The sequence below is a fragment of the Rhodococcus sp. PD04 genome, assembly GCF_035918275.1.
In the GTDB taxonomy this organism is placed as follows: Bacteria; Actinomycetota; Actinomycetes; order Mycobacteriales; family Mycobacteriaceae; genus Rhodococcus; species Rhodococcus rhodochrous.
Genome location: NZ_CP142143.1, coordinates 4106193 through 4132269, shown reverse-complemented (window position 1 = coordinate 4132269; position 26077 = coordinate 4106193). Strand labels below are relative to the sequence as shown.

21 protein-coding genes are annotated in these 26077 nt (G+C 68.6%); 17 read left to right on the top strand and 4 right to left on the bottom strand.

Annotated elements, in window-relative coordinates:
- The first annotated feature begins 5 nt into the window (after positions 1–5).
- The 16 genes from U9J23_RS18935 to U9J23_RS18860 all read left to right on the top strand — a co-directional run bounded on the left by U9J23_RS18935 (position 6) and on the right by U9J23_RS18860 (position 19561).
- Positions 6–1139 carry an FAD-dependent oxidoreductase gene (locus U9J23_RS18935; protein WP_145707677.1) on the top strand — a complete coding sequence of 378 codons (1134 nt, stop codon included), beginning with the start codon at positions 6–8 and terminating at the stop codon, positions 1137–1139.
- Positions 1136–1642, top strand: coding sequence for a GNAT family N-acetyltransferase (locus tag U9J23_RS18930; protein ID WP_106201404.1), 507 nt, complete (start codon positions 1136–1138; stop codon positions 1640–1642). Before U9J23_RS18935 ends, U9J23_RS18930 begins: the two co-directional genes overlap by 4 nt.
- Positions 1639–2685, top strand: coding sequence for an LLM class flavin-dependent oxidoreductase (locus U9J23_RS18925; protein WP_145707675.1), 1047 nt, complete (start codon positions 1639–1641; stop codon positions 2683–2685). The genes U9J23_RS18930 and U9J23_RS18925 overlap by 4 nt, the downstream gene beginning before the upstream one ends.
- A gap of 209 nt (positions 2686–2894) precedes the next feature.
- Positions 2895–4523, top strand: a complete 1629-nt coding sequence (locus U9J23_RS18920) for an ABC transporter substrate-binding protein (RefSeq protein ID WP_145707671.1) — start codon at positions 2895–2897, stop codon at positions 4521–4523.
- Positions 4524–4526: 3 nt separating this feature from the next.
- Positions 4527–5537 carry an ABC transporter permease gene (locus tag U9J23_RS18915; RefSeq protein WP_145707669.1) on the top strand — a complete coding sequence of 337 codons (1011 nt, stop codon included), beginning with the start codon at positions 4527–4529 and terminating at the stop codon, positions 5535–5537.
- Positions 5530–6420, top strand: coding sequence for an ABC transporter permease (locus tag U9J23_RS18910; RefSeq protein WP_261379190.1), 891 nt, complete (start codon positions 5530–5532; stop codon positions 6418–6420). Before U9J23_RS18915 ends, U9J23_RS18910 begins: the two co-directional genes overlap by 8 nt.
- Positions 6420–8015: a dipeptide ABC transporter ATP-binding protein gene (locus U9J23_RS18905; protein WP_272269060.1), complete on the top strand. Its 1596-nt coding sequence runs from the start codon at positions 6420–6422 to the stop codon at positions 8013–8015. The genes U9J23_RS18910 and U9J23_RS18905 overlap by 1 nt, the downstream gene beginning before the upstream one ends.
- Positions 8005–9096, top strand: coding sequence for an LLM class flavin-dependent oxidoreductase (locus U9J23_RS18900; RefSeq protein WP_145707666.1), 1092 nt, complete (start codon positions 8005–8007; stop codon positions 9094–9096). Before U9J23_RS18905 ends, U9J23_RS18900 begins: the two co-directional genes overlap by 11 nt.
- 13 nt (positions 9097–9109) lie before the next feature.
- Positions 9110–10480, top strand: a complete 1371-nt coding sequence (locus tag U9J23_RS18895; RefSeq protein WP_326599768.1) for an NtaA/DmoA family FMN-dependent monooxygenase — start codon at positions 9110–9112, stop codon at positions 10478–10480.
- Complete coding sequence (locus tag U9J23_RS18890; protein ID WP_326599766.1) at positions 10477–11247, top strand: DUF1684 domain-containing protein; 771 nt, start codon at positions 10477–10479, stop codon at positions 11245–11247. The genes U9J23_RS18895 and U9J23_RS18890 overlap by 4 nt, the downstream gene beginning before the upstream one ends.
- Positions 11244–12383 carry an LLM class flavin-dependent oxidoreductase gene (locus U9J23_RS18885; RefSeq protein ID WP_326599764.1) on the top strand — a complete coding sequence of 380 codons (1140 nt, stop codon included), beginning with the start codon at positions 11244–11246 and terminating at the stop codon, positions 12381–12383. Before U9J23_RS18890 ends, U9J23_RS18885 begins: the two co-directional genes overlap by 4 nt.
- Positions 12384–12538: 155 nt before the next feature.
- A complete protein-coding gene (locus U9J23_RS18880; protein WP_085469016.1) occupies positions 12539–13399 on the top strand; it encodes a DUF559 domain-containing protein in 861 nt (286 codons plus the stop codon).
- 126 nt (positions 13400–13525) lie between these two features.
- Positions 13526–14539, top strand: a complete 1014-nt coding sequence (gene fgd / locus U9J23_RS18875) for a glucose-6-phosphate dehydrogenase (coenzyme-F420) (protein WP_230823235.1) — start codon at positions 13526–13528, stop codon at positions 14537–14539.
- A gap of 256 nt (positions 14540–14795) precedes the next feature.
- Positions 14796–16169, top strand: a complete 1374-nt coding sequence (locus U9J23_RS18870; RefSeq protein ID WP_442802291.1) for an MFS transporter — start codon at positions 14796–14798, stop codon at positions 16167–16169.
- Positions 16170–16265: 96 nt separating this feature from the next.
- On the top strand, positions 16266–18350 hold the full coding sequence (gene pta, locus U9J23_RS18865; RefSeq protein WP_145709028.1) for a phosphate acetyltransferase: 2085 nt from the start codon (positions 16266–16268) through the stop codon (positions 18348–18350).
- Positions 18347–19561, top strand: coding sequence for an acetate/propionate family kinase (locus U9J23_RS18860; RefSeq protein WP_059384357.1), 1215 nt, complete (start codon positions 18347–18349; stop codon positions 19559–19561). The genes pta and U9J23_RS18860 overlap by 4 nt, the downstream gene beginning before the upstream one ends.
- A gap of 38 nt (positions 19562–19599) precedes the next feature.
- On the opposite strand, the gene U9J23_RS18855 is transcribed toward U9J23_RS18860, so the two are convergent.
- The 3 genes from U9J23_RS18855 to U9J23_RS18845 are packed head-to-tail and all read right to left on the bottom strand — an operon-like array spanning position 19600 to position 24352.
- Positions 19600–22035, bottom strand: a complete 2436-nt coding sequence (locus U9J23_RS18855) for a serine/threonine-protein kinase (RefSeq protein WP_272268296.1) — start codon at positions 22033–22035, stop codon at positions 19600–19602.
- A gap of 5 nt (positions 22036–22040) precedes the next feature.
- On the bottom strand, positions 22041–23003 hold the full coding sequence (locus U9J23_RS18850) for a glutamate ABC transporter substrate-binding protein (RefSeq protein WP_059384356.1): 963 nt from the start codon (positions 23001–23003) through the stop codon (positions 22041–22043).
- Positions 23000–24352, bottom strand: a complete 1353-nt coding sequence (locus U9J23_RS18845; RefSeq protein ID WP_106201418.1) for a hypothetical protein — start codon at positions 24350–24352, stop codon at positions 23000–23002. The genes U9J23_RS18850 and U9J23_RS18845 overlap by 4 nt, the downstream gene beginning before the upstream one ends.
- Positions 24353–24489: 137 nt before the next feature.
- On the opposite strand from U9J23_RS18845, the gene U9J23_RS18840 reads away from it, so the two are divergent.
- The gene (locus tag U9J23_RS18840) at positions 24490–25344 is read left to right on the top strand and encodes an NUDIX hydrolase (protein WP_145709026.1); all 855 of its coding nucleotides are present in this window, start codon (positions 24490–24492) and stop codon (positions 25342–25344) included.
- A gap of 31 nt (positions 25345–25375) precedes the next feature.
- On the opposite strand, the gene thiE is transcribed toward U9J23_RS18840, so the two are convergent.
- Positions 25376–26065 carry a thiamine phosphate synthase gene (gene thiE, locus U9J23_RS18835; protein ID WP_272268299.1) on the bottom strand — a complete coding sequence of 230 codons (690 nt, stop codon included), beginning with the start codon at positions 26063–26065 and terminating at the stop codon, positions 25376–25378.
- Positions 26066–26077: the final 12 nt, after the last annotated feature.

The window sequence follows — 26077 nt, the reverse complement described above, 5'->3', positions numbered from 1 at the left end:
ACAGCATGACTCGCGTCAGCAGACTCGTCGACGTCGTGGTGATCGGTGGCGGTGTCATCGGCTCCGCGGCGGCCTGGCGACTTGCCGCACGTGGCCGAACGGTGGTCCTGCTCGAACAGTTCGAGCAGGGACACCACCGCGGTGCCTCGCACGGCACCTCCCGCATCTACCGGCAGGCCTACGACGGGCGGTTCTACACCGCACTCGCCGCCGGCGCCCTGCCGCTCTGGCGACGGCTCGAGGAGACCACCGGCCGCACGGTCCTCGAACTCACCGGTGCCGTCGACCACGGGCTCCCGGCAGCCGTCCACGCCAAGGCGACGGCGCTGCACCGGCTCGGTATCGCGCACAGTGTCCTCACACCGGCCGAGGCGCAGCGCCGCTGGCCCGGAATCAGATTCGATACCACGGTGCTGCACCACCCCGACGCCGGCCGGTTGCACGCCGATCACTCGGTGGCGGCACTGCAACAGGCCGCGGCGCAGGCCGGCGCGGACGTCCGGCACACCACCCCGGTCCGCACCGTCCGCGCGTCCGGCCGAGGCATCGAGATCGTGCTCGACTCCGAGGTGATCATCGCGAAACATGTCGTCGTCGCGGCGGGTGCGTGGACGCGCACCGTCCTCGACGGGGTGACCGGTGGTACGGCGCCTCGGCTTCCGGCCCTGCGCACAACACAGGAGCAACCGGCGCACTTCGTCCCGCTCACCGATGCACAGTGGCCGAGCTTCGTCCACCATCGCGGCGCCGAACTCGACGGGGAGGGCATCTACGGCCTCGGTTCCGTCGACGGCATCAAGATCGGCGAGCACGGCACCGGTCCGCAGGTGGATCCGGACAACCGTAGTTTCGTGGCGGACCCGGACGGGGTGCGCCGGCTCGTCGACTACGCGCGCACGTGGCTTCCGGGCGTCGACGTCGAGAGCGCACGGGCGGACACCTGCCTGTACACGACGACACCGGACTCGAACTTCGTCGTCGACCGCGACGGTGCCGTCACGGTCGCCGCCGGCTTCTCCGGGCACGGCTTCAAATTCGCGCCGGCCATCGGGGAACTCGTCGCCGATCTCGCCGACGGCACCGCCGCCACCCCGGAACCGTTCCGGTTCGGCGCGCGACAGCCGGTGGTGGTCTCGTGAGCGGGACCCGCAGATCGGAGGTGAGGGCGGTGCGGCAGGACGATCCCCTGGCCGCGCCGCTCCTCGAGGAACTCGCGGTCGAGTACAGCACCCGCTACGAGCACTCCTTCGACGAACAGTACGAGAGTCTCGTCGGCTACCCGGAGGACCGGTTCGCGCCACCCGACGGTGCCCTGCTCGTCCTCGTCGAGGACGGAGTGCCGGTCGCGGGTGGTGCTTTCCAGCGTTACGACGAGAACACCGCCGAACTCAAACGGATCTGGACGTCGAAGGACCATCGACGTCGCGGGCTCGGCCGCATCGTGGTCGCCGAACTCGAGGCGGAGGCCCTGCGTCGCGGGTACACCCGCATCTACCTCACGACAGGGTGGCGGCAACCCGAGGCCGTCGCACTGTATCTCGCGGCCGGATACACCGCCCTGTTCGACTCCCGGCGACCCGCCGAGGAGATCGGTCCGCATCCCTTCGAGAAGTTCCTGGCCGGAAAGGCGGTCTCCGCATGAAGTTCCTGCTGCTCAGTCTCATCACCCATCATCCTGATCCCGTGACAGGAGAACGGCTCTCGCCCTCCGAACGGATCCGGGAGGTCGTCGACACCGCCGTGCTCGCCGAACGGCTCGGATTCGAAGGATTCGCGGTGGGGGAGCGGCACGAGAAGCCGTTCCTCGCGTCGTCGCCCCCGGTCGTCCTGGCCAGCATCGCGGCGCGGACCAACACACTCGAACTGTGGACCGGTGTCACGACGCTGAGCCTGCTCGACCCCGTCCGCGCATTCGAGGACTACTCCACGCTCGACAACCTGTCGGGTGGGCGCCTGCAGCTCATGATCGGCAAAGGCAACGGCACCGCCCAGGCCGACCTGTTCCACGTCACCCCCGAGGACCAGTGGGACCGCAATCGTGAAGGATATGAACTGTTCCGGGCTCTGTGGGAGAACGAGACCGTCACCTGGGAGGGACGGTTCCGGCCGTCGCTCACCGACGCCGTCACCGTGCCCCGGCCACTGCAGCCGCGCCTCACCATCTGGCACGGCAGCGCCACCAGCCGCGAATCCGTCGATCTCGCAGCCCGATACGGCGATCCGATCTTCTCAGCCAACGTCACCAACCCGATCGAGCCGTACGCCGACCTCATCGACCACTACCGCGAGCGGTGGGCCGCCTACGGCCACGATCCCGCCGAGGCTCGGGTGGGTGCCGGGACGGCGGGACTGTACGTCGCGCGCACCTCGCAGGAAGCGATCGACGCCTACCGTCCCCAGTTCGAGCAACGCCTCGAATTCGCCCGGGAGACCGGTCTTCCCGTCGTCTTCGAGACCGTCGAGGACTTCGTCGAACGCAGCTCCGCGCTCATCGGGAGTCCGCAGCAGGTGATCGACAAGGTGCTCCGCTACCACGAGCGTTTCGGCCACGAGGTCATGCACGTGACCGCCGATCGCGGCGGGTTCTCCGTGGCCGAGCAGCGCGCGAGTCTCGAACTGTTCCAGGCGGAGGTCGCTCCTGAATTGCGCGCGGCGGTCCCGCACCGCGATGCCCTCACCGTCTGAGACCGCTGTCCCGGGAACCGTTTCGATCGCAGTGAAAGAAACGGTGTGCCCGATCCCCGAGACTCCGTAACCTCGGGAAGCGAGCCACCCAGAGCGGCCGAGATCCCGCTGACATCCCGTTCCACAGGGACGACATCCCACCCCCGCCCGCTCGGCGGCATCCGCACGGTGATGCTGCCGGAGCCCTGTTCAGATCACGGAGCCCGTCGTTGTCCATCTCGTCCTCCTCCGCGTCCCGGTTCGTCGTCACGGCCGCCGCCACCGCCGTACTGGGCGCAGCGCTGACCGCCTGCGGCACCGGTGCCGCGGCGAACTCGGAGCCCACCGGCGACCCGCAGCCCGGTGGCACCCTGCGGTACGGGTTGTCGGTCCCTCCCACCTGCGCCGATCCCGCACAGGCGGCCAGCAACCAGACCATCTACGTCGCCCGGCAGGTCGTCGACTCGCTCACCGACCAGGATCCCGCGACCGGTGAGATCGTGCCGTGGCTCGCGGAGAGCTGGGAATCGAACGCCGACGGCACGCAGTTCACCTTCCGGCTGAAGGAGGGCGTGACCTTCAGCGACGGCACTCCGCTGACCGCGGACTCCGTGAAGAAGAACTTCGACGCGATCGTGAACACCCTCGGTGGGGTGAAGGCGCCACAGGCCGTCGGGTACCTCGCGGGATATGCAGGCACCACGGTCGTCGACGACCGCACTGCGCAGGTGAACTTCTCGGCTCCCAACGCGCCCTTCCTGCAGGCCACCGCCAGTCATCAGCTGGGCCTGCTCTCGGAGGCCGACACCGCGAAGAGCGCGGAGGAACGCTGCGCCGGCGACCTCTCGGGCACCGGTCCGTTCGTCTACGAGGACTATCAGCAGGACAGGTCCGCCACCCTCGTCAAGCGCGCGGGCTACTCATGGGGATCGGACGCATTCGGGCACAACGGTGAGGCCTATCTCGACCGGATCGAATTCACGATCGTCCCCGAATCGGGTGTCCGCACCGGATCGCTCGCCTCGGGACAGCTCGACGCCATCTCGGATGCGTTGCCGCAGGACGCGGCGCAGATAGAAGGTGCCGGTGGACGCATCCTGACCACTCCGAATCCGGGCATCCCGTTCGGTTTCCAACCCAACCTCAGCCGCGGTGTCCTCGCCGACCCCGTCGTGCGCAGTGCCATCGTCCCGGCGATCAACCGTCAGGAGCTCGTCGACACGGTGCTCGGACCGGACTTCCGCCCCGCGACCGGCACCCTCGCATCCGCGACCCCCGGTTACGTCGAACTTGCCGACGTCACCTACGACCCGGAGAAGGCCGAGAAGATCCTCGACGACGCCGGCTGGGTTCCCGGACCCGACGGGATCCGCGTCAAGGACGGGCAGCGCCTGAGCTTCCCGGTGCTGTTCAGCTCCGTCTTCGCCGGCAATCAGGCCATCCTCGAACTGGTGCAGCAGCAGCTGCGCACGGTGGGAATCGACCTGCAACTCGACCTCGTCTCCACCCCGGAGAACACCGCGCGCCAGAACGCCGGTGACTACGAGGCGTCCTACTACAACAGCACCCGCGCCGACGGCGACATCCTCCGCACCGCATTCGGTCTGGACGGCCGCAACATCAACCAGCGCGGTCCGATCCCCGACCTGGACGAGGTGCTGAACCGTCAGCTGTCCACGACCGACCCCGCCGCACGCGCCGAGCTCATCGGCCAGGCGCAGCAACTCGTCCTCGACAACGGGCTGTGGATCCCCACGGTCGAACTGTCGCAGGCGGTCGGCGCCGGACCGAACGTCGCCGACCTGAAGTTCGAGGCGTCGGCGCGACTGCAGTTCTTCGACACCTGGCTGAGTGAGTAGATCATGCTGCGCTATCTCGGTTTCCGTGTGCTCCAGGCCGTGGGGGTGCTGTGGGCGGCGTTCACGGTGTCGTTCGCGGTCCTGTTCCTGCTGCCCTCCGATCCGGTCTCCATCGCCGCCGGCGCCGATGCCGGAACACCGGTCGACGCCGCTGCGATCGAACAGCTCCAGGCGCGGTACGGACTAGATCAGCCGATCGCGGCGCAGTACTGGAATGCGCTGAGCAACGCGGTCCGAGGTGATTTCGGCATGTCCATCTCGACCGGACAGCAGGTGACCGACGCGATCGCCGCCGCTCTGCCGAGCACCCTCGTCCTGGCGGGCACAGCACTGGTGTTCGCCGTCGTGTTCGGCACGGCGGTCGCCTTCCTCGCGACCTACACGCGGGTCCACCGGCTCCGCAGCCTGCTGTTCTCGCTGCCCCCACTGGGGGTGGCCGTGCCGACCTTCTGGGTTGGCCTGATCCTGTTGCAGCTCTTCTCGTTCCGACTGCGGTTGTTCCCGGCTTTCGGCGACCAGGGCATCGAACACGTGATCCTGCCCGCGATCACCCTGGCACTGCCCACCGGAGCGGTGATCGCCCAGGTCCTTGCCACCAGCCTGCAGACGACCTGGCGACAGCCGTTCATCGAGGCGGCACGCGCGAAAGGCGCGTCCCGCCTGCGCATCCAGACCCGTCATGCGCTGAAGCTGTCGAGCATCCCCGCCTTCACGATCGCCGGTGTCATCGTCGGCAATCTGCTCGCGGGGTCCGTGGTGGTCGAGACGGTCTTCTCCCGCGCCGGTATCGGACGTCTGACCCAGATGTCGGTGATGACGCAGGACATCCCGGTGGTGCTCGGCATCGTCGTGTTCTCGTCCACCGTCTTCGTGCTCGTCAACCTCGCCGTCGACCTGCTCTATCCCCTCATCGACCCGCGGATCACCCACGGCATCGACCGGGGTGGCGCAGCCTCGACCGAGGACGACCCGACCCACGACGACACTCTCCTGGAGGTCGAGGCACGTGTCTGACACACTCGTCCGCGAAACGCTCCCGGCAACGCCGTTACCGGAACCTCATTCGCGCAGAAGAATCCGGATCACGTCCGTCACGGCAGCGGTGCGGCGCAACGCCGTGCTCGTCGTGTCGTCGATCGTGCTGCTCCTCGCGGTGGGCTTCGCGCTGTTCCCGTCGCTCTTCGCATCGGGCGACCCGCTGCAGGGTGTGCCCGCCGAGAAGCTCCAGGGACCGAGCGTCGCGCACTGGTTCGGCACCGACAATCTCGGCCGCGACGTGTACACGCGTGTCGTACACGGAGCCGGCCTGTCACTCACCGCGACGCTCGTCGCGGTCGGGATCGCCCTGGCCGTCGGCTCGCTGATCGGGCTGCTGTCCGGTGCGGTCGGCGGTGCCCTCGACGCGGTACTCATGCGCCTCGTCGACGTCCTGCTGTCCATCCCCGCGCTGCTGCTGTCGCTCGCCCTGGTCACGGCCCTCGGCTTCGGCACGATGAACGTCGCGATCGCCGTCGGTGTGAGCCTCGTGGCGAACTTCGCGCGCGTCATGCGCTCGGAAGTGCTGCGGGTACGCAAGGCGCTCTACGTCGAAGCCGCGTTCGCGTGCGGAGTCCGGTGGCACACCGTCCTGCGCCGGCACGTGCTGCGCAACTCGTACGCGCCCGTCGCGGCTCTCGCTGCCGTCGAATTCGGAATGGCGGTGCTGGCCGTGTCGTCGCTGAGCTTCCTCGGATTCGGTGCCGTGCCACCGACACCCGAATGGGGGTCGCTGATCTCGGAAGGCCGCAACTATCTCGCCGCGGCCTGGTGGATGACGACGCTTCCGGGTCTCGTCATCGTCGCTGTCGTGCTCTCGGCCCACCGCATCGGCCACGCCCTCGAGGACAGGAGCGCATGATGAGGCTCCTCGAAGTGCGCGACCTGCAGGTTGCCTACGGATCGTCGCGCGAACCGGTGGTCGCGGTGAACGGTGTCGATCTCACCGTCGCCCGCGGCGAGGTCGTCGCGGTGGTCGGCGAGTCGGGATCGGGCAAGTCCACCACGGCACACGCGATCATCGGATTGCTCGCCGGCACCGGGCGTGTCACGGCGGGGTCGGTGACCTTCGACGGCACGTCGCTGAACGACCTGTCCGAGCGCGCCTTCGAACGCATCCGCGGCGCCCGGATCGGATTCGTTCCGCAGGACCCGACGACCTCCCTCAATCCCGTCATCCGCATCGGTGACCAGATCGCGGAGGTGCTGCGCATCCACGGTCTCGCCGATCGGCGTACCGCGCGGCTCGAGGCGCTGCGCATCCTCGAGGAGGCCGGACTCGACGACCCCCACCTGCGCGCGAAGCAGTACCCGCAGGAACTGTCCGGCGGTCAGCGGCAGCGCGTGCTCATCGGTATCGCGCTCGCCTGCCGGCCCGACCTCGTCATCGCCGACGAACCGACGAGCGCACTCGACGTGACGGTGCAGCGCCGCATCCTCGACCACCTCGACGCGCGGATCGCCGAGACCGGCACCGCAGTACTGCTCATCACCCACGACCTGGGCGTCGCGGCGGATCGCGCCGACCGCATCGTCGTCATGCAGAGCGGCCGGGTCGTCGAGACCGGACCGGCGGCGCAGGTCCTCACCGACCCGCAACACGAGTACACGCGCTCGCTCATCGCGGCAGCGCCGAGCCTCGCGGAACCGGCCGTGCGACCTGCGCTGCGAGATGCCGCTCCGATCCTGTCGGTGTCGAAGGTGTCGAAGACCTTCCGCATCGACCGGAAGTCCTCGCTGCACGCCGTGCGCGATGTGTCCTTCGATGTTTCCCGCGGCGGCACTCTCTCGCTGGTGGGGGAATCGGGTTCCGGCAAGTCCACGGTCTCGCGCATCGCGATCCGGCTCGAGACCCCCACTGCCGGGACGGTCCGGTTCGACGGTGACGACATCACCGCGCTCGGTGGCCGTGCGCTGCGGGCACTGCGGCGTCGTGTACAGATCGTGCACCAGAATCCCTACGCCTCGCTCGACCCGAAACTGAGGATCCGCGACATCGTCGCCGAACCGCTCGAAGCGTTCGGCATCGGCACGAGAGCCGAACGTGCCGCCCACGTCGCCCGTCTCCTCGATCAGGTGGCGCTGTCGACGGCACATCTGGACCGCAAACCCGCCGAACTGTCCGGTGGGCAGCGGCAACGCGTGGCCATCGCACGGGCCATCGCCCTGAACCCCGAGCTGCTGGTCCTCGACGAGCCCGTCTCGGCGCTCGACGTGTCGGTCCAGGCTCAGATCCTCGACCTGCTCACCTCGCTGCAGGCCGAACTCGGACTCGGCTACCTGTTCATCTCGCACGACCTCGCCGTCGTCCGGCAGATCAGCGACACCGTCGCCGTGATGCGCGCCGGTCGGGTCGTCGAATACGGCTCCACCGCAGAAATTTTCGACAACCCCCAACACGAGTACACGCAGACGTTGCTCGAGGCCATCCCCGGGAAGGTCCATCATGTCCGATAGTTCAGAATTGTTGCTGGCCGTCGACTTCGCCGGCACCGGCATCCACCCCTCGTCCTGGCGACGTGACGATTCGCGCGCCGAGGAACTGTTCACCCCCCGCTATTGGGCCGACCTCGTGGGTGCCGCAGATCGTGCCGGCGTCGACTTCGCGTTCTTCCCCGACACCTTCGGTGTCGTCTCGGACGCGACCACGGTGCGGGGCCGTCTCGAAGCCGTCGGCCTCGCGGCGCGCCTGACCACCGCCACCTCCCGCATCGGTCTGATCCCGACGGCCACCGTCACCTACACAGAGCCGTTCCATGTCGCCAAGGCGATCCAGACGATCGACCACACCACGCTCGGTCGCGCCGGGTGGGAGGTCGCGGTGACACCGGGCGCCGTGGAGTTGTTCGGCCGCAAGGACGAGCAGGACACCGCGTCGCTGTGGGCCGAAGCGCACGAGGCCGCCGAGGTCGCGGCACGGTTGTGGGACAGCTGGGAGGACGACGCCGAGATCCGCGACGTCGCCACCGGTCGCTTCATCGATCGCGACAAGGTCCACTACATCGACTTCGTCGGCGAGTACTTCTCCGTCAAGGGCTCGTCGATCGTGCCGCGATCCCCACAAGGACAACCGCTGGTCGCGGTGACGGTGACCGGTGACGAATCCCTCGAATTCGCCGCGCATCGAGCGGATCTCGTGCGTATCCGCGCCACCGACCTCGCCGCCGCATCCGAACTGGCCGGTCGCATCCGGGCCGCGGCGGGCGACCGGCGGATCTTCGTGCTGCTCGACGTCGACGTCCTGCTCGGCGACGACGCCACCGCAGATCTCGCGCAGCTCGAGACGTGGGCCGGGCAGCCCTACCGCTCCGACACGCTCGTCCACGTCGGTACATCCGAGAGCCTGATCGAACTGCTCGATGACACAACGGGTGTGGACGGGGTGACCCTGCGGCCACTCGCGCTGCCGTCCACCCTCCACCGACTCGTCGAGAACGTGCTGCCCGTCGTCCGCCCCGAGGTCGCACCCACCACCGGAACCCTCCGCGACCGGCTCGGTCTGCCCCGTCCCGCCAACCGCTTCGCGGCTGCTCACTGAAGGAACGATCATCGTGTCCCGCAACACTGTTCGCAAGCAGATTCATCTCGCCGCGCACTTCCCCGGTGTCAACAACACCACGGTGTGGGCCGACCCCGAGTCGAAGAGCCAGATCGACTTCTCGTCGTTCCTGCACCTCGCCCGCACCGCCGAACGCGGCAGGTTCGACTTCTTCTTCCTCGCCGAAGGACTCCGGCTGCGTGAGCACCGCGGCCGCATCCACGACCTCGACGTCGTGGGGCGCCCCGACACCCTCACGGTGCTCGAGGCCCTCGCCGGTGCCACCACCCACCTCGGCCTGGCCGGCACCATCAACACGACCTTCAACGAGCCGTACGAACTGGCCAAGCAGTTCGCGACCCTCGACCACCTCTCGGACGGTCGCGCCGCATGGAACCTCGTCACCTCGTCGGATGCGTTCACCGGCGAGAACTTCCGTCGTGGTGGTTTCCTCGAGCACTCGCAGCGGTACGTCCGTGCCGCCGAGGTCGTCGACGTGGTGCGGGAACTGTGGGACGGCTGGTCGGCCCGCGGTCCCGTGATCGACCGTGAGGCCGGGATCTTCGCTCCCGACGGCGACATCGCGTCGTTCGACATCCACACCACCCAGTTCGACATCGCGGGTCGCTTCGAGGTGCCGCGCAGTCCCCAGGGGCATCCCGTCCTCCTGCAGGCCGGCGACTCCGACGAGGGTCGTGAGTTCGGTGCTGCCAAGGCCGACGCCATCTTCAGCCGGCACGGCACCCTCGAGGAGGGTCGCGCGTTCTACACCGACGTCAAGAACCGCCTCGCGAAGTACGGACGCAGTTGGGGCGAGCTGAAGATCCTGCCCGCCGCGACCTTCGTCCTCGGCGACACCGAGGAGGAAGCACACGAGCGGGCCCGGCACATCCGTCTGCAGCAGGTCGGCCCGCAGACGGCCATCGCCTTCCTCGAACAGGTGTGGGGCAAGGACCTGTCGTCGTACGACCCGGACGGCCCGCTGCCGGACGTCGACCCCGAGGACAACGTCACCATCACGCGCGGACGCGTGCGCCACGCCAAGGATCCGCTCGCCGTCGCCCGGCAGTGGAAGGGGAAGGCGGACGCCGAGAACCTCAGCATCCGCGAACTCATCATCGAGGTCACCGCACGCCAGCAGTTCATCGGAACGCCGCAGCAGGTCGCCGACGAGATCGACCTCTACGTGCAGACCGACGCCAGCGACGGGTTCATCCTCGTTCCGCACCTCACCCCCGGCGGCCTCGACGACTTCGTCGACACGGTCGTCCCGCTGCTGCAGGAACGCGGCAGCTTCCGCACCGAATACGACAGCACCACCCTGCGCGGCCACCTCGGCCTGCGCGACCCGCACACCGTCACCGAAGGAGTCCGCGCGTCATGACCGCAACACTCGATCAGTTCGTCGACGATTGGCAGCGGTGGCATGCCGAGCGCAACGACGGTCTGCGGCAGCCGCTCGGCTGGCTGAGCCTGACCGCCCTGCACTGGCTCGCCGAGACCCCCACCTCCTTCGACGAAGCGCCGGGTCGGTGGCACGTCGACGGCGAATCGGTGATCCACGAATTCGACGGGGCGACAACCACCTACGAGCCGGTCGAGGGGGCGCCCGGTCTCGAAGCGGAGTTCGATCGCGGCTTCGTCGAGATCATCAAGCGCACCGGACGATTCGGGATCCGTATCCATGACCGCACGGCACCGGCGCTCGCGTCGTTCACCGGCGTCCCGGTCTACGAACCCGACGCGTCCTGGGTGCTGACCGGCCGGTTCGAGGCATTCGACGAACAGCAGGTCGTGACGACCGGTGCCGTCGTCGACGGACTCGAACACCACCACCCGGCGGCGGGTGTGGTCCGGTTCGGATACGACGGTGGCGACCACGAACTCGTCGCCTTCGGTGAAGCCGGCGGTCCGTTGCGGATCCTGTTCACCGACGCGACCTCCGGGGTGACGACCTATCCGGCGGCGCGGATCCTGCAGGTCGAGGCGCCGGCCGAGGACGGGACGGTCACGCTCGACTTCACCCGCGCCGCGAACCTGCCGTGCGCGTTCACCGACGCGGCGACGTGCCCGATCGCGCCGCCGCAGAACCGTCTTCCGTTCGCCGTCGAAGCCGGTGAACGTACTCCGCGAGTCGGGGAGTCGTCGTGAACGCGGTGAATCCGGTCCCGCTGTCCGTGCTGGACCTCTCGCCCGTCAGCGAGGGGTCCTCGGTGCCGGAGGCGCTGCGCAACACCGTCGACCTGGCGCGCCACGTCGAAGCGTGGGGGTACAAGAGGTACTGGGTCGCCGAGCACCACTTCGTCGCCGTCGCCTCGTCGGCACCCGACGTGCTCATCGGCGCGATCGCCGCCGCGACCCGCACCATCCGCGTCGGTGCCGCCGCGGTTCAGCTCGGACACAACACCGCGATCGGCGTCGTCGAATCCTTCGGCACCCTCGACGCCCTGTACCCGGGACGCATCGATCTCGGTCTCGGCAGGTCGGGGCAGCGGCGAGCGGAGACGTTGGCGGGTGCGGCTCCCGAACCCGCACCGCGGGCGACGGAGATCCGCGACGGACTGATCATCCCGCCGCCCTTCTCGCCGGCGAAGCTGTTGTCGTCGTCCCGGTTGGCGGCGAGCTTCGGGATCCTGCAGCAACCCGGCGCGCAGTCGCCCGACTTCGCGCAGCAGGTCGAGGACATCCTCGCCTTCCTGGACGGCACCTACACGGCGCCGGACGGAACGGATCTGCACGCCAGCCCGGGGGAGGGCGCCGACTTCGAACTGTGGGTGTTCGGTTCGAGTGCCGGACCGTCGGCGGAACTCGCGGGTCGCCTGGGGTTGCCGTTCGGTGCGAACTACCACGTCAGTCCGGGCACGACGGTCGAGGCGGTCGAGGCGTACCGGGCGGCGTTCCGTCCGTCGTCGATCCTGAGGAAGCCGTACGTGGTGGTCTCGGCCGACGCGGTGGTCGCCGACGACGACGCCACCGCACGCGAGTTGGCGTCGACCTACGGGCACTGGACGCACAGCATCCGCTCGGGTCACGGCGCGATCCCGTACCCGAACCCGGACACCACCCCGCCGCTGACCGATGAGGAGCGCGCCCTCGTCGACGACCGCATCGTCACCCAGTTCGTGGGGTCGCCGAGCACGGTGGCGGAGCGCCTCGACACCCTCCGCCGAGTGACGGACGCCGACGAACTCGTCGTCACCTCGGTCACCCACGGCCACGAGGACCGCCTGCGTTCCTACGAACTCCTGGCCCGCGAATGGGGATTGGCGCGGGTTCGCGCCGCGTGATCGTCCGTCGAGACCGGTGTTGTTGTCGATGATTCGCGAAAAATCGACATCAACGCCGGTCTCGTTTCGGGGCATCTGGGGATAACGTCGAAAATTCTCCACAGGCTGCGGATTCGGGGTACCGGGAACAGTGGAGACCGGGCACGCTCGCGCTCATGGTCGACTTCGACGAACCGTTCGCCGGTACCGACGCGCTGGCAGCCGGATCGGTGACGCGGTACCAACTTCGGCACCACTTCGTGAAGCTTCATCGCAATGTGTACGTGGCCCCTGGAGTCGAAGCGACGGCACTTCTACGCGCGAAGGCAGCTTGGTTGTGGGCGGGAGGTGGAGGGGTACTGGCCGGACCGTCCGCAGCCGCCGTGCACGGGACCCGTTGGCTCGGCGCGTCGTTGCCCGCGGAGATCGTGCGACCCGGGAAGCTGCACTCGACGCCGGGCATCATCGTTCGCAGCGTCGACGACATCGAATCCTGCGTCGTCGACGGAATGACGGTGACGACACCGGCCCGAACGGCCTTCGACCTCGCGCGGGGTGCAGACATCGACCGATGTGTCGAAATGGTGGACGCGCTCTGCAATGCGACCGGAACGAAAGTCCACGAGATCGAAGTGGTGGTCGCTCGGCACAAGGGTGCTCGGCACCTCACGTCCATACGGAAGGTTCTCGAACTCGTCGACGGAGGTGCCGCGTCACCACCGGAGACGCACACGCGGCTGTTGATCGTCCGGTCCGGTCTGCCCGTGCCGGAGACGCAGATCGAGATCTACGACGGTGGGCGGTTCGTGGCACGTGCGGACATGGGCTGGAAGCAGTGGCGGGTCCTCGTCGAGTACGACGGTGCGCAGCACTGGACCGATCAGGTGCAACGGACCATCGACATCGACCGTTACGCGCTGCTGTCGGAGCTGGGCTGGACCGTCGTGCGCGTCGGTGCCGACCTGCTGTACCGACGACCCCAGGTCCTCGTCGAAAGGGTACGACGCGCGTTGCGCCGCGCTGGTGCCCTCGGGTGACCCGTCGAGCCCGGTGTTGTGTGCGATTTTTCCGTGAATCTCGCACACAACGTCGGTCTCGATCGATGACGAGCATCCGGTGGGCATACTCGGGGACATCGGAAACGCGAACGGTCGGAGGAATCTGTGGCTCAGGGTTTGAAGTTGGGGTACAAGGCGTCGGCGGAGCAGTTCGGCCCGCGCGAGTTGGTGGAGTTGGGTGTGTTGGCCGAGGCGCACGGGATGGATTCGGCGACGGTGTCGGATCATTTCCAGCCGTGGCGGCACAACGGTGGGCATGCGCCGTTCTCGTTGGCGTGGATGACCGCCGTCGGTGAGCGCACCGAGCGGTTGCAGCTGGGCACGAGCGTGCTGACCCCGACGTTCCGGTACAACCCGGCGGTGATCGCGCAGGCTTTCGCGACGATGGGGTGTCTGTATCCGGGGCGGATCTTCCTCGGGGTGGGTACCGGGGAGGCGCTGAACGAGATCGCCACCGGTTATGCGGGCCAGTGGCCGGAGTTCAAGGAACGTTTCGCCCGGTTGCGTGAGTCGGTGCGGTTGATGCGTGAGTTGTGGCGCGGGGATCGGGTGGATTTCGAGGGGGAGTACTACTCGACGAAGGGGGCGTCGATCTACGACGTGCCCGAGGGCGGGATTCCGGTTTATGTCGCCGCCGGCGGTCCGGTGGTCGCCCGGTATGCCGGACGCAGTGGGGACGGGTTCATCTGCACGTCGGGTAAGGGGATGGAGCTCTACACCGACAAATTGCTGCCGGCTGTGGCGGAGGGTGCGGGTAAGGCGGAGCGGGATGTGGCGGGGATCGACAAGATGATCGAGATCAAGATCTCGTACGACACCGATCCGGAGTTGGCGTTGGAGAACACGCGGTTCTGGGCGCCGCTCTCGCTCACTCCGGAGCAGAAGCATTCGATCGATGATCCGATGGAGATGGAGGCGGCGGCGGATGCGTTGCCGATCGAGCAGGTGGCCAAGCGGTGGATCGTGGCGTCGGATCCGGATGAGGCGGTCGAGCAGGTCAGGGCGTATGTCGATGCGGGGTTGAATCATCTGGTGTTCCATGCGCCGGGTCATGATCAGAAGCGGTTCCTGGAGTTGTTCGAGCGCGACCTCGCCCCGCGCCTGCGCGCACTCGCCTGACATCCGACCCGCAAGGTGCCGCTTCTCCGCCGAGGAGGAGCGGCACCTTTTCTGTTCGACGAGAGATGTCGATGTTGTTTCACAACGGAACAGCGAGGGGGTTCGGTGCCCTCCTACGTTTGTTCCGACGCGGTGGCAACCGTCACACACTCCGCCTGCCACCGCCGGACATCACAGCTCGGACGAGGCATACGCCGACCCCGATCCGAATCGACCCCAACGAGGCACCGTGATCACCGACAAATCTGCATCGACCATGCCGCCGTCAGAAGCGAAACCGGAGATGAACCCCCGCCGCGCATCGATCGCCGCCCTCCTCGGAGGGGCGCTGGAGTACTACGACTTCTTCGTCTACGGTGCTGCCGCCGCGCTCGTCTTCAACGTGCTGTTCTTCCCCGGCGGCAATCCCACCGTCGCCCTCATCGCATCCCTCGCCACCTTCGCCGTGGGTTACGTCGCACGACCGGTGGGCGCCGTCGTCATGGGCCACTTCGGTGACCGACTCGGTCGCAAACGCGTCATGCTCGCGACCGTCGTCCTGATGGGCGTCGCATCCTTCGTCATCGGATGCCTTCCGACATACGAGCAGGTGGGCATCCTCGCACCGGTCCTTCTCGTGGCGATGCGTGTCCTGCAGGGCTTCTCGGCGGGCGCCGAATCGGCCGGCGCGTCGACGCTGACCGTCGAACACTCACCGGTAGGACGCCGCGGCTTCTTCACCAGCTTCGTGATGGTCGGCTACGCCGTGGGCTGCTCGCTCGCGACCGTCGTCTTCGTACCCGTCTCGCTCCTGCCCGACGACGCGCTCTACAGTTGGGGCTGGCGGATCCCGTTCTGGTTCAGCGCAGTTGTCGTCGCCGTGACCTACTACGTCCGCAACCACCTGGACGAGACCCCGACCTTCACCGAGGTGAAGGAGGAGAGCGTCGTCCGCAAGCTCCCCCTCGGCGACGTGTTCAAGTTCCACTGGCGCTCGGTGATCCGGGTGGCCGGCGCGTCCCTGATGGCCTCGGTGCAGACCCTCTTCGCCGTGTTCAGCCTGTCCTACGCCACCTCGGTGGGTGTCGAGCACAGCGTGATGCTCACCGTCATCTCCGTCGCCATCGCACTGTCGATGTTCACCATCCCCGCGGCCGGCTACCTCTCCGACATCATCGGCCGGAAGCCGACCATGCTGATCGCCTCCGTCGGCTGCGCTGTGAGCCTCGCCGGATACCTGTGGGCGATCTCGACGACGAACATCCTGCTGATCTCCGTCACCGCGTTCGTGAACATGTCGCTGTTCTTCAGCTGCTACAACGGCGTGTGGACGTCGTTCTTCGCCGAACAGTTCCCCGCGACCGTCCGCTTCACGGGCATGGCCGTGAGCAACCAGCTCGGCAACCTGCTGGCCGGCTTCTCGCCGATGGTCGCCGCCCTCATCCTGCTCCCCGGCGCCGCGGGCTGGCTCCCGGTCGCGATCTTCGGTGCGGTCGCGTGCGGCATCGCCGGTGTCGCGGTCCTCGGACTGCGGGAGACGGCGAAGACCCCGACCGACCTGCTCGGGTTGTCGGCCGACGCCGAACCGGTGGCGGTCGTGGCGGACGCCGAACAGCCCGACACCCCGCGCGTGCTGCAGACCCAGTCCTGAGTTCCCGCGACTCCCACATGCCCGGCCGGACACCCCCGGCCGGGCATGTGCGCGGGTACACCGGACGGAGCAAAGTTTGCAGTTAGGGTGGAATCCATGAGTGCTGCTGCAGGGTCCGTCTCGAGCATCTACATCGCAGCTCCGGAAGGGGACACCGGGAAATCGACCGTCGCCCTGGGCGTGCTGCAGACGCTGTGCGCGTCCACCGCCCGCGTCGGTGTCTTCCGTCCCATCGCGCGCTCCGACAGCGACATCGACTACATCCTCGAACTGTTGCTCGAACACACCACCGTCGACCTCGCCTACGGGGACTGCATCGGCGTCACCTACGACGACGTCCACGACGACCCGGACGCCGCGCTCAGCGACATCGTCGGCAAGTACCACGCGGTGGCCGACCGCTGCGACGCCGTCGTCATCGTCGGCAGCGACTACACGGAGATCGCCAACCCCAGCGAACTGTCGTACAACGCCCGCATCGCGGCGAATCTCGACGCCCCGGTGCTGCTCGTCCTGCGCGGTTCCCGCCGCACGCCCTCGGAGATCGCCCAGCTCGCCGGTGTGTGCGCGAACGAGCTCGCGGGACAGCACGCGCATCTCGGCGCGGTGGTGGTGAACCGCTGCGACCCGCATGCACTCGACGAGATCGCCCAGGCTCTCGGCGACCGCGCCGAACCGGTGTGGACGCTCCCGGAGGTGCCCGCGCTGGTCGCGCCGACGATGGCCGAGCTGCAGACCGCGATCGGAGGCGAGCTCTACAGCGGCGACCCCGACCTGCTGCAGCGGGAAGCGCTGCGCATCATGGTCGGGGGCATGACCGCCGAACGGATTCTCGAGCGGCTCACCGACGGCGTCGTCGTCATCGCTCCCGCCGACCGCTCCGACGTCATCCTCGCGCTGGTCAATGCCAATGCCGCCGAAGGATTCCCGACGCTCGCCGGCATCATCATGAACGGCGGCCTGCTGCCGCACCCGATGATCGCGCAGCTCGTCACGGCCCTGAAGCCGTCGCTGCCGATCCTCACCACCGAACTCGGCACCTTCGACACCGCCTCGGCTGCCGACCGCACCCGCGGCCGCATGGCCCTCGGCGCGCAGCGCAAGATCGACACGGCACTCGCGCTCATGGAACGACACGTCGATTCCCGTTCTCTGCTCGACCGGTTGCGACTGCCGCGACCGTCCGTGACCACCCCGCAGATGTTCGAATACCAGCTCATCGACCGCGCGCGGGCCCAGCAGCGGCACATCGTGTTGCCCGAGGGCGAGGACGACCGCATCCTTCGAGCCGCCGGACGCGTGCTCCAGCGTGGCATCGTGAAGCTGACGATCCTCGGCGACGAGGCAGCCGTCCGCCAGCGGGCGTCGGAACTCGGGGTGGACCTGTCGGAGGCACAGATCCTCGACCCGCGCACCTCCGAGCACGCCGACCGGTTCGCGGAGGAGTACGCGCGGCTGCGCGCCCACAAGGGCATGACCGTCGACCGTGCACGCGAGATCATTCGCGACATCTCGTATTTCGGCACGATGATGGTGCACCTGGGACTGGCCGACGGCATGGTCTCGGGCGCGGCACACACCACCGCCCACACGATCCGCCCCGCCCTCGAGATCATCAAGACCGAACCGGGTGTCTCCACGGTGTCGAGCATCTTCCTGATGTGCCTCGCCGACCGCGTCCTCGCGTACGGTGACTGCGCCGTCGTCCCCGACCCGACCGCCGACCAGCTCGCCGACATCGCGATCTCGTCCGCCGCGACCGCCGCCCGGTTCGGCATCGACCCGAGGGTCGCGATGCTGTCGTACTCCACCGGCGAATCCGGTTCGGGTGCCGACGTCGACAAGGTCCGCTCGGCCACGACGTTCGTGCGGGAGAGGCGACCCGACCTGCTGGTGGAAGGTCCGATCCAGTACGACGCGGCGATCGAACCGACGGTCGCGAGTGCGAAGCTGCCCGATTCCGACGTCGCCGGACGCGCCACGGTGTTCATCTTCCCGGACCTGAACACCGGCAACAACACCTACAAGGCCGTGCAGCGCAGCGCCGGGGCCGTCGCCGTCGGACCGGTCCTGCAGGGCCTGAACAAGCCGGTCAACGACCTCTCCCGGGGCGCCCTGATCCAGGACATCGTCAACACCATCGCCATCACCGCGATCCAGGCGCAGGAGGAAGACGCGTGAGCAGCCCGAACCCGGCCACCGCAGGCACCGTACTGGTCCTCAACTCCGGATCGTCGTCGATCAAGTTCCAGCTGATCGAACCGGACAGCGGAAAGTCGCTGGCGCACGGACTGATCGAGCGGATCGGGGAGTCGGAGGGGCGGATCGTCTTCCATCACACGACGGGCGTGGACGAACGCAACGACGCCATCGCCGACCACCGGACCGGACTGCGCGCGGTGCTCGAGATGCTCGAAGGACTGGGCCGTCCGCTGCACGAGGTGGGCATCGTCGCTGTCGGACACCGACTCGTGCACGGCGGCAAGGTCTTCTACGAACCCACTCTCATCGACGACGATGTGGTCCGCGCCGTCGACGAGCTGTCGGTCCTCGCACCCCTCCACAATCCGGCGAACGTCGTGGGAATGGAGGTCGCGCGGGAGGAACTTCCCGACGTCCCCCACGTGGGTGTCTTCGACACCGCCTTCTTCCACGGTCTCCCGCCGCACGCGGCGACCTACGCGATCGACCGCGACATCGCCCACAAGCACGACATCCGGCGCTACGGATTCCACGGCACCTCACACGAATACGTCTCGGGGCGTGCCGCGGAGTTCCTCGGGCGCGACATCGCGGACCTGAATCTGGTTGTGCTCCATCTGGGTAACGGCGCGTCGGCGTCGGCGATCGCGGGCGGCAGTCCGATCGACACCTCGATGGGTCTGACCCCGCTCGAAGGTCTCGTCATGGGCACGCGCAGCGGCGACATCGATCCGGGTGTCGTCATGCACCTCAACCGGGCGGCCGGACTGAAGGTCGACGCCATCGACGACCTGCTCAACCGGCACTCGGGCCTGAAGGGACTCTCGGGCGTCAACGACTTCCGCGCCCTGCTGAAACTCGTCGGCGAGGGCGACGAGGATGCGCGACTCGCGTACGAAGTCTATGTGCACCGAATCCGGAAATACGTGGGCGCCTACACCTTCGAACTCGGAGGGGTCGACGCGATCGTGTTCACCGGCGGGGTGGGGGAGAACAACGTCGACGTCCGGCGCGACAGCCTCGCCGACCTTCACCGGCTCGGCATCATCGTCGACGACGCGCGCAACACCGCCGACGACGACGGGGAACGCCGGATCTCGGCCGACTCGTCGCAGGTGGAGGTGCTCGTGATCCCCACGAACGAGGAACTCGCGATCGCGCGCGCAGCCGTGCAGTTCGCCCGGCGCTGATCTTCGATCAGGTCAGGCTGCACGTGCCTGATCTTCGATCAGGTCAGGCTGCGCGGCCGGATCGCGTTCGCGAGGTCGACGAGGGTGTAGCGGTGCGTGCGTGAGGGCGCGTTGCGCGCCAGCTGCCGCAGCGCTGCTTCGGTGCCCAGGCGTAGTCCCTTCTCCGTGAACGGTACGTCGAGGATGCGGTCGTACTCGCGACTCGACGCCCGGCCGCTGCGCACCCATTCGAGTGCCGTCCCGAGGACGAGCGCGCGCATCTGCAGTGCGCGACCCTCGTCGGGAGGAAGTGACGCGATCCGGTGCGCGGCCTCGCGCAGATCCGCCTCGGAGATCTCCTCGACGCGACCGCCCCGCAACAGGATCAGGGCGGCGGTCATGGTCGCGGCACTGTGGTGCCGGGAGGTCGTGGGGACCTCGTCGAGCACGTCCACGGCGGCGCGGATCTCGTCGCGGGCCGTGAGCTGGCGTGCCAACCCGAAGGCCGCACTGACGACGGCGTGGTCGGTGCGCCACACGACCCGGTAGGACTCCTCGCAGAAGCGTCGCCACGCATCGGGGTCGTCGCTCTCCCAGTGCTGCAGCGTCAGTTCGGCGGTGGCCCCGAGCGCGATCTTCGGGGCGATCTCACCCGGAAGAGCCTGCAGCACCTTGTCGAACCGGGCGAACGCCGCCTCGTAGTCGTCCTGCAGCAGTTCGGCGATCCCGGCGTACCAGTCCATGCGCCAGTCGTCGCCGAACTCGCGCTCGAGGCGGGCGAGGATCTCCACCGCGCTGTCGACCTGTCCGAGATCGAGATAGGCGCGGACCTCGGCCAGGGTGATCTCCTTGGAGAACGACACATCGGATGCCCCGACGACCCGACCGACCCCGTTCTCGCGCGCGTGCCGGAGCGAGTCGAGGGTCTGCTGAGGTTCGCTGTGGACCGCGGCGGCGAGGAGCGCGGCACTCGGATCGTTGGGGTCGAGCAGGGGGACGGGCAGTGCCGCCGCGACATCCTGCCCCCGCAGTTTGGGGTCGCGCTCGATCCCGTCGGCGTACACGTCGGTGGGGACGAGTGCCTCGTCGGTGCCGAAGGTCGTGCGGGGCGGGCTGAACAGGCGGGACAGTCCGGGATGTTCGGTACCGAGCTTCTTCGACAGGATCTCGCGCAACACACCGGTGAGCTGACCCTGCAGTTCGTCGGCGGACGAGAAGCGCTGCTGCGGATCGGGGTTCGTGGCCCGCAGGAGCAGGCGGTGGAAGGAGTCGAACTCGGCGAGCAGGGGAGCCTGCTCGGGGGTGGGCAGACCGTCGCGATACCGGCCCTTGTCCGACGGCATGTCGAGCGTGAGCACCGCGAGTGTGCGTCCGACCGTGTAGATGTCGCTCGCGACCGTCGGTCCGGTCCGGACGATCTCGGGCGCCTGATATCCGGGCGTCCCGTACAGATAGCCGTATCCCTCGACCGCGGAGACGGCACCGAGGTCGATGAGTTCGATCTGCTCGTCGGTGACCATGATGTTCTCGGGCTTGAGGTCGTTGTAGACCAGTCCGATGTCGTGCAGATATTGCAGTGCCGGAAGCACTTCGAGCATGTACCCGATGGCCTGCTCGACCGGGATGCGATTCGGCGGGGGATAGTTGTCGAGCACGGTACGCAGGGTGTGACCACCCAGGTACTCCATGACGATGTACCCCATCGGGGTGCCGTCGGGGGAGGGGTGTTCGACGAAGTTGTAGATCTGGACGATGCTCGGATGGCTGACCTCGGCCAGGAACTGGCGTTCGGCCACCGCGACCGCCTGGGCCTCGGCGTCACCGCCCTGCAGCAACCCCTTCAGTACCACCCAGCGGTCGCTCACGTTTCGGTCGATCGCGAGATAGATCCACCCCAGTCCGCCGTGCGCGAGGCAGCCCTGCACCTCGTACTGCCCGGCGACGAGATCCCCGCGGTGCAGGGCGGGAGTGAACTGGAAATGCGTTCCGCACTTGGGGCAATCGCCTTCGGTGGGACCCGGCCCGGAGGGGGTGCTGCGTCCCACCGGTTGCCCGCACTTCGAGCAGAACCTCTTGCCCTCGGAGACGTGCGGATCGCGGAGGACGGCGTCGACGGGATCCTTCGGGGTGGGGACCGGCACGTCGACGAGGCCGGCGATGCGGCGACGCTGGGTGCCGCGGGGCCGGATGCGACGGCTCGACGAGCGTTGGGACGACGAGCGCTGGGAGGACGATCGCTGGGAGGACGAACCCGACCGGATCGAGGAGCGCCGGGTGGATTCGGGCTGCGTGGTGGGGACGGGACCGCGTTCGGTGGCGGGCCCGGTATCCCCGGCCGCCCGCGCGGTGGCCGGCCCCGAGTCGCTCGTCGACGGTTCGGTCGCGGGTCCGGAATCCGCCGCGCGTCTGGTGACAGGCCCGGAATCGACTGCCCGTTCGGTCGCGGGGCCGGAATCGGCCGACGGCGTGCCGGCCGGTTCGGGTTCGTCGGACATGGCCGTCACTCCCGGTAGTTCGGTGTCGGGGGTGACGGAGTGGGACCGAGCACCCGCAGGTACTTCTCGTACAGCGCCGTCCACGTCCCGTCGGAGCGGATCCGTTCGAGGGTGGCGTTGACGAAGCGTACGAGCTCGTCGCTGCCCTGCCGGATTCCTATGCCGTACGGCTCCGATCCGAGGGAGGGGCCGACGAGTTCGAGATAGGGGTCCTGCGAGGCGAGTCCGGCGAGGATCGTGTCGTCGGTGCTCACGGCGTCGACCTGCTGTTGCTGGAGGACGACGAGGCAGTCGGCCCACGACGGCACGGTGAGGATCGACGCCGACGGCTGCACTTCTCGCATCCGGAGCAGCGAGGTGGTGCCCTCGACGATGCACACGCGCCGGCCGGCGAGATCGGCGGCGGAGCGGATGTCGGAACCCCGCACGACGAGCACGCGCTGCTGGGCCCGGAAGTACTCGGAGGAGAAGTCGACCTTCTCGCGTCGGGCGCACGTGATGCTCATGGTCTTCGCGACGATGTCGACGGTGGAGTCCTGCAGCGCCTTCTCGCGTTCGGCGGAGGACAGGATGCGGTAGTCGACGAGGTCGGGATCGCCCAGGAGGTCGCGGGCGATCTCACGTGCGATGTCGACGTCGAAACCGGTGATCCGCCCGGTCGCGGTATCGCGGTAGCTCATGAGGTTGCTGCCGGTGTCGAGGCCGACGATCAGCCGTCCGCGCTTCCGGATCCGATCGATCGCGGGTCCGGTGGCGTTCGGGTCCGGGGACAGCGAGGCGGTGGGATCGCCGCAGTCGGGTGCGGGTGGTGTGGCCACCGACGATTCGAGCATCCGCGCGTTCTCGGGGAGCGGGAGAGAGGTCGTCGTCCCCTGGAGACCGGGGGCGCGCGGTGGGGGATCGGTCGCGCACCCGCCGGCGAGTGCGGCGACGACGCACAGACCCGCGACGAGAACGCGCTTTCTCACTGGTACTCCTTCAACCGGGGCCGGAGACCGACCCACACGCCGATCAGTGCCACCGTCAGCAGCACCACCGACGCCGGTGCGAGACCGGCGAGGGTGCGGGAGGCGCGGAACTCGTTGTCGCGCAGTTCGGTGCGGGTGTCGTCGATCCCTTCCGTCAGGGCCGCATCGAGAGCGACGAACCGGGCGGTGGATTCGCCTGGTCCCGCCCCGACCGCGAGGACCGAGGCCGCTGCGTAGTCGCCGCGGGCGAGGGCGGCGACCATGCGTGCGTGCGAGTTGATCCAGGCGTCGTGCGCCGACCGCGCGGCCTCGACCGCTTCGGCGCCGGCCTCGAGGGCGGAGTCGCGCCCGTACTCGTCGAGGATGTCGCCGAGTCGCGCCATGTTGGTCCCGAAGGTGTCGTCGTACGCGCCGGTCGTGTCGCGCCGGGCGATCAGCAGAGTCTCGGCGGTACGCGACTGCTGGGCGAGGATCCGTCCCTCGGTGAGATCGGCGAGCGGTGCCGCACCGCGTTCGATGGCGTGTTCGGTGGCACTCGACGAGGCCAGGCCGGCGACGAGCAACCAGCACAGCAGCACCCCGGTCGCGCCGATCGCGACGAGGAGTCCGGGATTGAGGGTGCGACGACAGCGGCGGCTCACGACGACGTGCGCCACGCACAGTGCGGTGACCGTGACAAGGAGCAGACCGATTGCGAGCCAGGGTGGTCGTACCGCGTCGCGCTGGGTGTCCTCGACGGCGGCGACGCCCCGCGTGTGCAGTTCCTGCGCGGCGGGGAGCAGTTCGGTCTGCATCAGGTGCGAGGCCTCGCCGAGATATGCGGCGCCGACCGGATGCCCGGTGCGGTTGTTGGTGCGGGCCGTCTCGATGAGGCCCGTGTAGACGGGCAGCAGCCTCACGATCTCCGTCAGGTTGTGCGCGGTCTCGCGGTCGGCGTCGGTCAGGCCGGTCGCCGCGATGACGAGATACTCCGCGGCCTCGTTGGTGGCCCGGATGTAGCGACTGCGCACCGCCTCCGGTTCGAGTCCGCCCGAGATGAAGCCCGTCACGGCGGCGGCGTCGGCCACCGACAGCGCGCTGTAGAGATTCTGGGCCGCGCTGGCGAGCGGCTCGATGGACGAGAGGAGACGGTCGTGGGTGGCCTGCCTGCCGGAGACCGTCGTCGCGGAGACCGCCGCCGACGCGACGAGCAGAACGGTGAGCACCACGCCGAGGACCACCAACCGCACCGGCGTGGATCGCAACAGCGCGCGGGCGTCGTCGAACCGGGCGTCCGGAGCGTCGGTGCCGGCGTCGTCGCGAATATGGCTCTCGACAGGCGCGAAGGGAGGGGTGATCCGTACGTCCACCGGGCACTCCCTTCCTCGTGTCGAGCGCTCTGAGGGGAGCATATAAGCAGCCCGGCGGTATTGTTGCCGTCCACGGACGGCGGGGATCCGGTACCGGGCACAGGCCCGGACGAGGGCGGGTCGGAGAGGCGGACGCAATGCGTGGAGACGGTGACGGCTGGGCGGTCGGACCGGACGGTGAGAAGCGCTGGGGACGACACGGTGCCGCAGGTCTGCTGCTGCGCGCTCCGCTCGCGGACGGTCGCCCCGCGGTTCTCCTGCAGCATCGGGCGGCGTGGTCGCACCAGGGTGGCACGTGGGCACTTCCCGGTGGAGCCCGCGACTCGCACGAGAGCACCGTCGACGCCGCCGTGCGGGAGGCCCACGAGGAGGCCGGCATCGATGTCGCGGCCGTGACGGTGCGCGCCGAACGCGTCACCTTCGGTCTCGCGGGCGGATGGACCTACACCACCGTCGTCGCCGACGCCACCGAAACGCTCGTGACCAGCCTCAACCAGGAGAGCACCGAACTGCGCTGGGTGCCCGAACCGGAGGTCGAGGCGATGCCGCTGCACAGCGGCTTCGCCGAGGCGTGGCCGTCGCTGCGCACCTCACCGGTACGCATGCTGCTCGACACCGCGAACGTGCTCGGTGCGAGCGGATCCACCGGATGGTGGCGCGACCGCCCCGGCGCGACGAGCGCCCTGCTCGCCGACCTCGCTGCGGTCCTGCCCCGCACCGTCGAATTTCCCGACGGGACGTTCGGCTGGGTCCCCCGCGTCGAAGCGGTCCTCGAAGGGCATGCCCGCGACGCGACGATCGACGACGCCCGGATCCCGGTACACAGCGCGGACGGCAGCGGCGACGACGAATTGGCCCGGCTGGCCTCCACCGCGACGGCCGTGGTCGACCCCGGCGTGACGGTCGTGGTCACCGCGGATCGCGGCCTGCGCGCGCGGTTGCCCGAGGGCACGATCGCGATGTCGCCCTCGGCCGTGCTGGGCTGGCTGTAGCCCCTCGGGCCGGCAGCGGCCTTCAGCGGCCTCAGGCGGGCAGTGCGGCCTCGAACGCCGCGGCGGCTGCCCGCGGATCGGAGGCCTTGGTGATCGCCCGGACCACCGCGACCCGCGTGGCCCCGGCATTGAGCACCTCGGGGAGCCGCTCGAGATCGATGCCGCCGATCGCGAACCACGGTCGTGCCGGTTGCGACTGCGCGACCTCGCGCGTCACCTGCAGCCCCGCGGCGGTCCGTCCCGGCTTGGTCGGGGTGTCCCACACCGGCCCGGACGCGAAGTAGTCGACGCCCTCCTCGATGTCGGCGAGCGCGGCCTGCGCCCGACTCGACGTCGAACGGCCGATGACGATCTCGTCGCCGAGGATCTGCCGCGCGTGCCGCACCGGCAGGTCGCCCTGACCGAGGTGCAAAATGTCGGCGCCCGCCGCGAGAGCGATGTCGGCGCGGTCGTTGACGGCGAGGAGTGCACCGTGGCGTGCACACGCCTCACCGATGATCTCGAGGGCGGCGAGTTCCTCGCGTGCCTCGAGGCGTCCGAACTTCTTCTCGCCGGCCGAGTCCTTGTCGCGCAACTGGACGATGTCGACCCCACCGGCGAGGGCCTCCTCGACGAACCGTGCGAGGTCACCGGTGTCCCGGCGAGCATCGGTGCACAGGTACAACCGGGCGGTCGCGAGGCGGCCGCGCGGGTCGGGATGGTTGCCGCGATAGGTGGTCACGACCAAGACGGT

What these genes read in the sequence shown, in the direction of transcription:
- U9J23_RS18935 (WP_145707677.1), top strand. Translation starts at nt 6, where the DNA reads ATGACTCGCGTCAGCAGACTCGTCGACGTCGTGGTGATCGGTGGCGGT.
- U9J23_RS18925 (WP_145707675.1), top strand. Translation starts at nt 1,639, where the DNA reads ATGAAGTTCCTGCTGCTCAGTCTCATCACCCATCATCCTGATCCCGTG.
- U9J23_RS18915 (WP_145707669.1), top strand. Translation starts at nt 4,527, where the DNA reads ATGCTGCGCTATCTCGGTTTCCGTGTGCTCCAGGCCGTGGGGGTGCTG.
- U9J23_RS18905 (WP_272269060.1), top strand. Translation starts at nt 6,420, where the DNA reads ATGAGGCTCCTCGAAGTGCGCGACCTGCAGGTTGCCTACGGATCGTCG.
- U9J23_RS18900 (WP_145707666.1), top strand. Translation starts at nt 8,005, where the DNA reads ATGTCCGATAGTTCAGAATTGTTGCTGGCCGTCGACTTCGCCGGCACC.
- U9J23_RS18890 (WP_326599766.1), top strand. Translation starts at nt 10,477, where the DNA reads ATGACCGCAACACTCGATCAGTTCGTCGACGATTGGCAGCGGTGGCAT.
- U9J23_RS18880 (WP_085469016.1), top strand. Translation starts at nt 12,539, where the DNA reads ATGGTCGACTTCGACGAACCGTTCGCCGGTACCGACGCGCTGGCAGCC.
- U9J23_RS18870 (WP_442802291.1), top strand. Translation starts at nt 14,796, where the DNA reads ATGCCGCCGTCAGAAGCGAAACCGGAGATGAACCCCCGCCGCGCATCG.
- pta (WP_145709028.1), top strand. Translation starts at nt 16,266, where the DNA reads ATGAGTGCTGCTGCAGGGTCCGTCTCGAGCATCTACATCGCAGCTCCG.
- U9J23_RS18855 (WP_272268296.1), bottom strand. Translation starts at nt 22,035, where the DNA reads ATGTCCGACGAACCCGAACCGGCCGGCACGCCGTCGGCCGATTCCGGC.
- U9J23_RS18840 (WP_145709026.1), top strand. Translation starts at nt 24,490, where the DNA reads ATGCGTGGAGACGGTGACGGCTGGGCGGTCGGACCGGACGGTGAGAAG.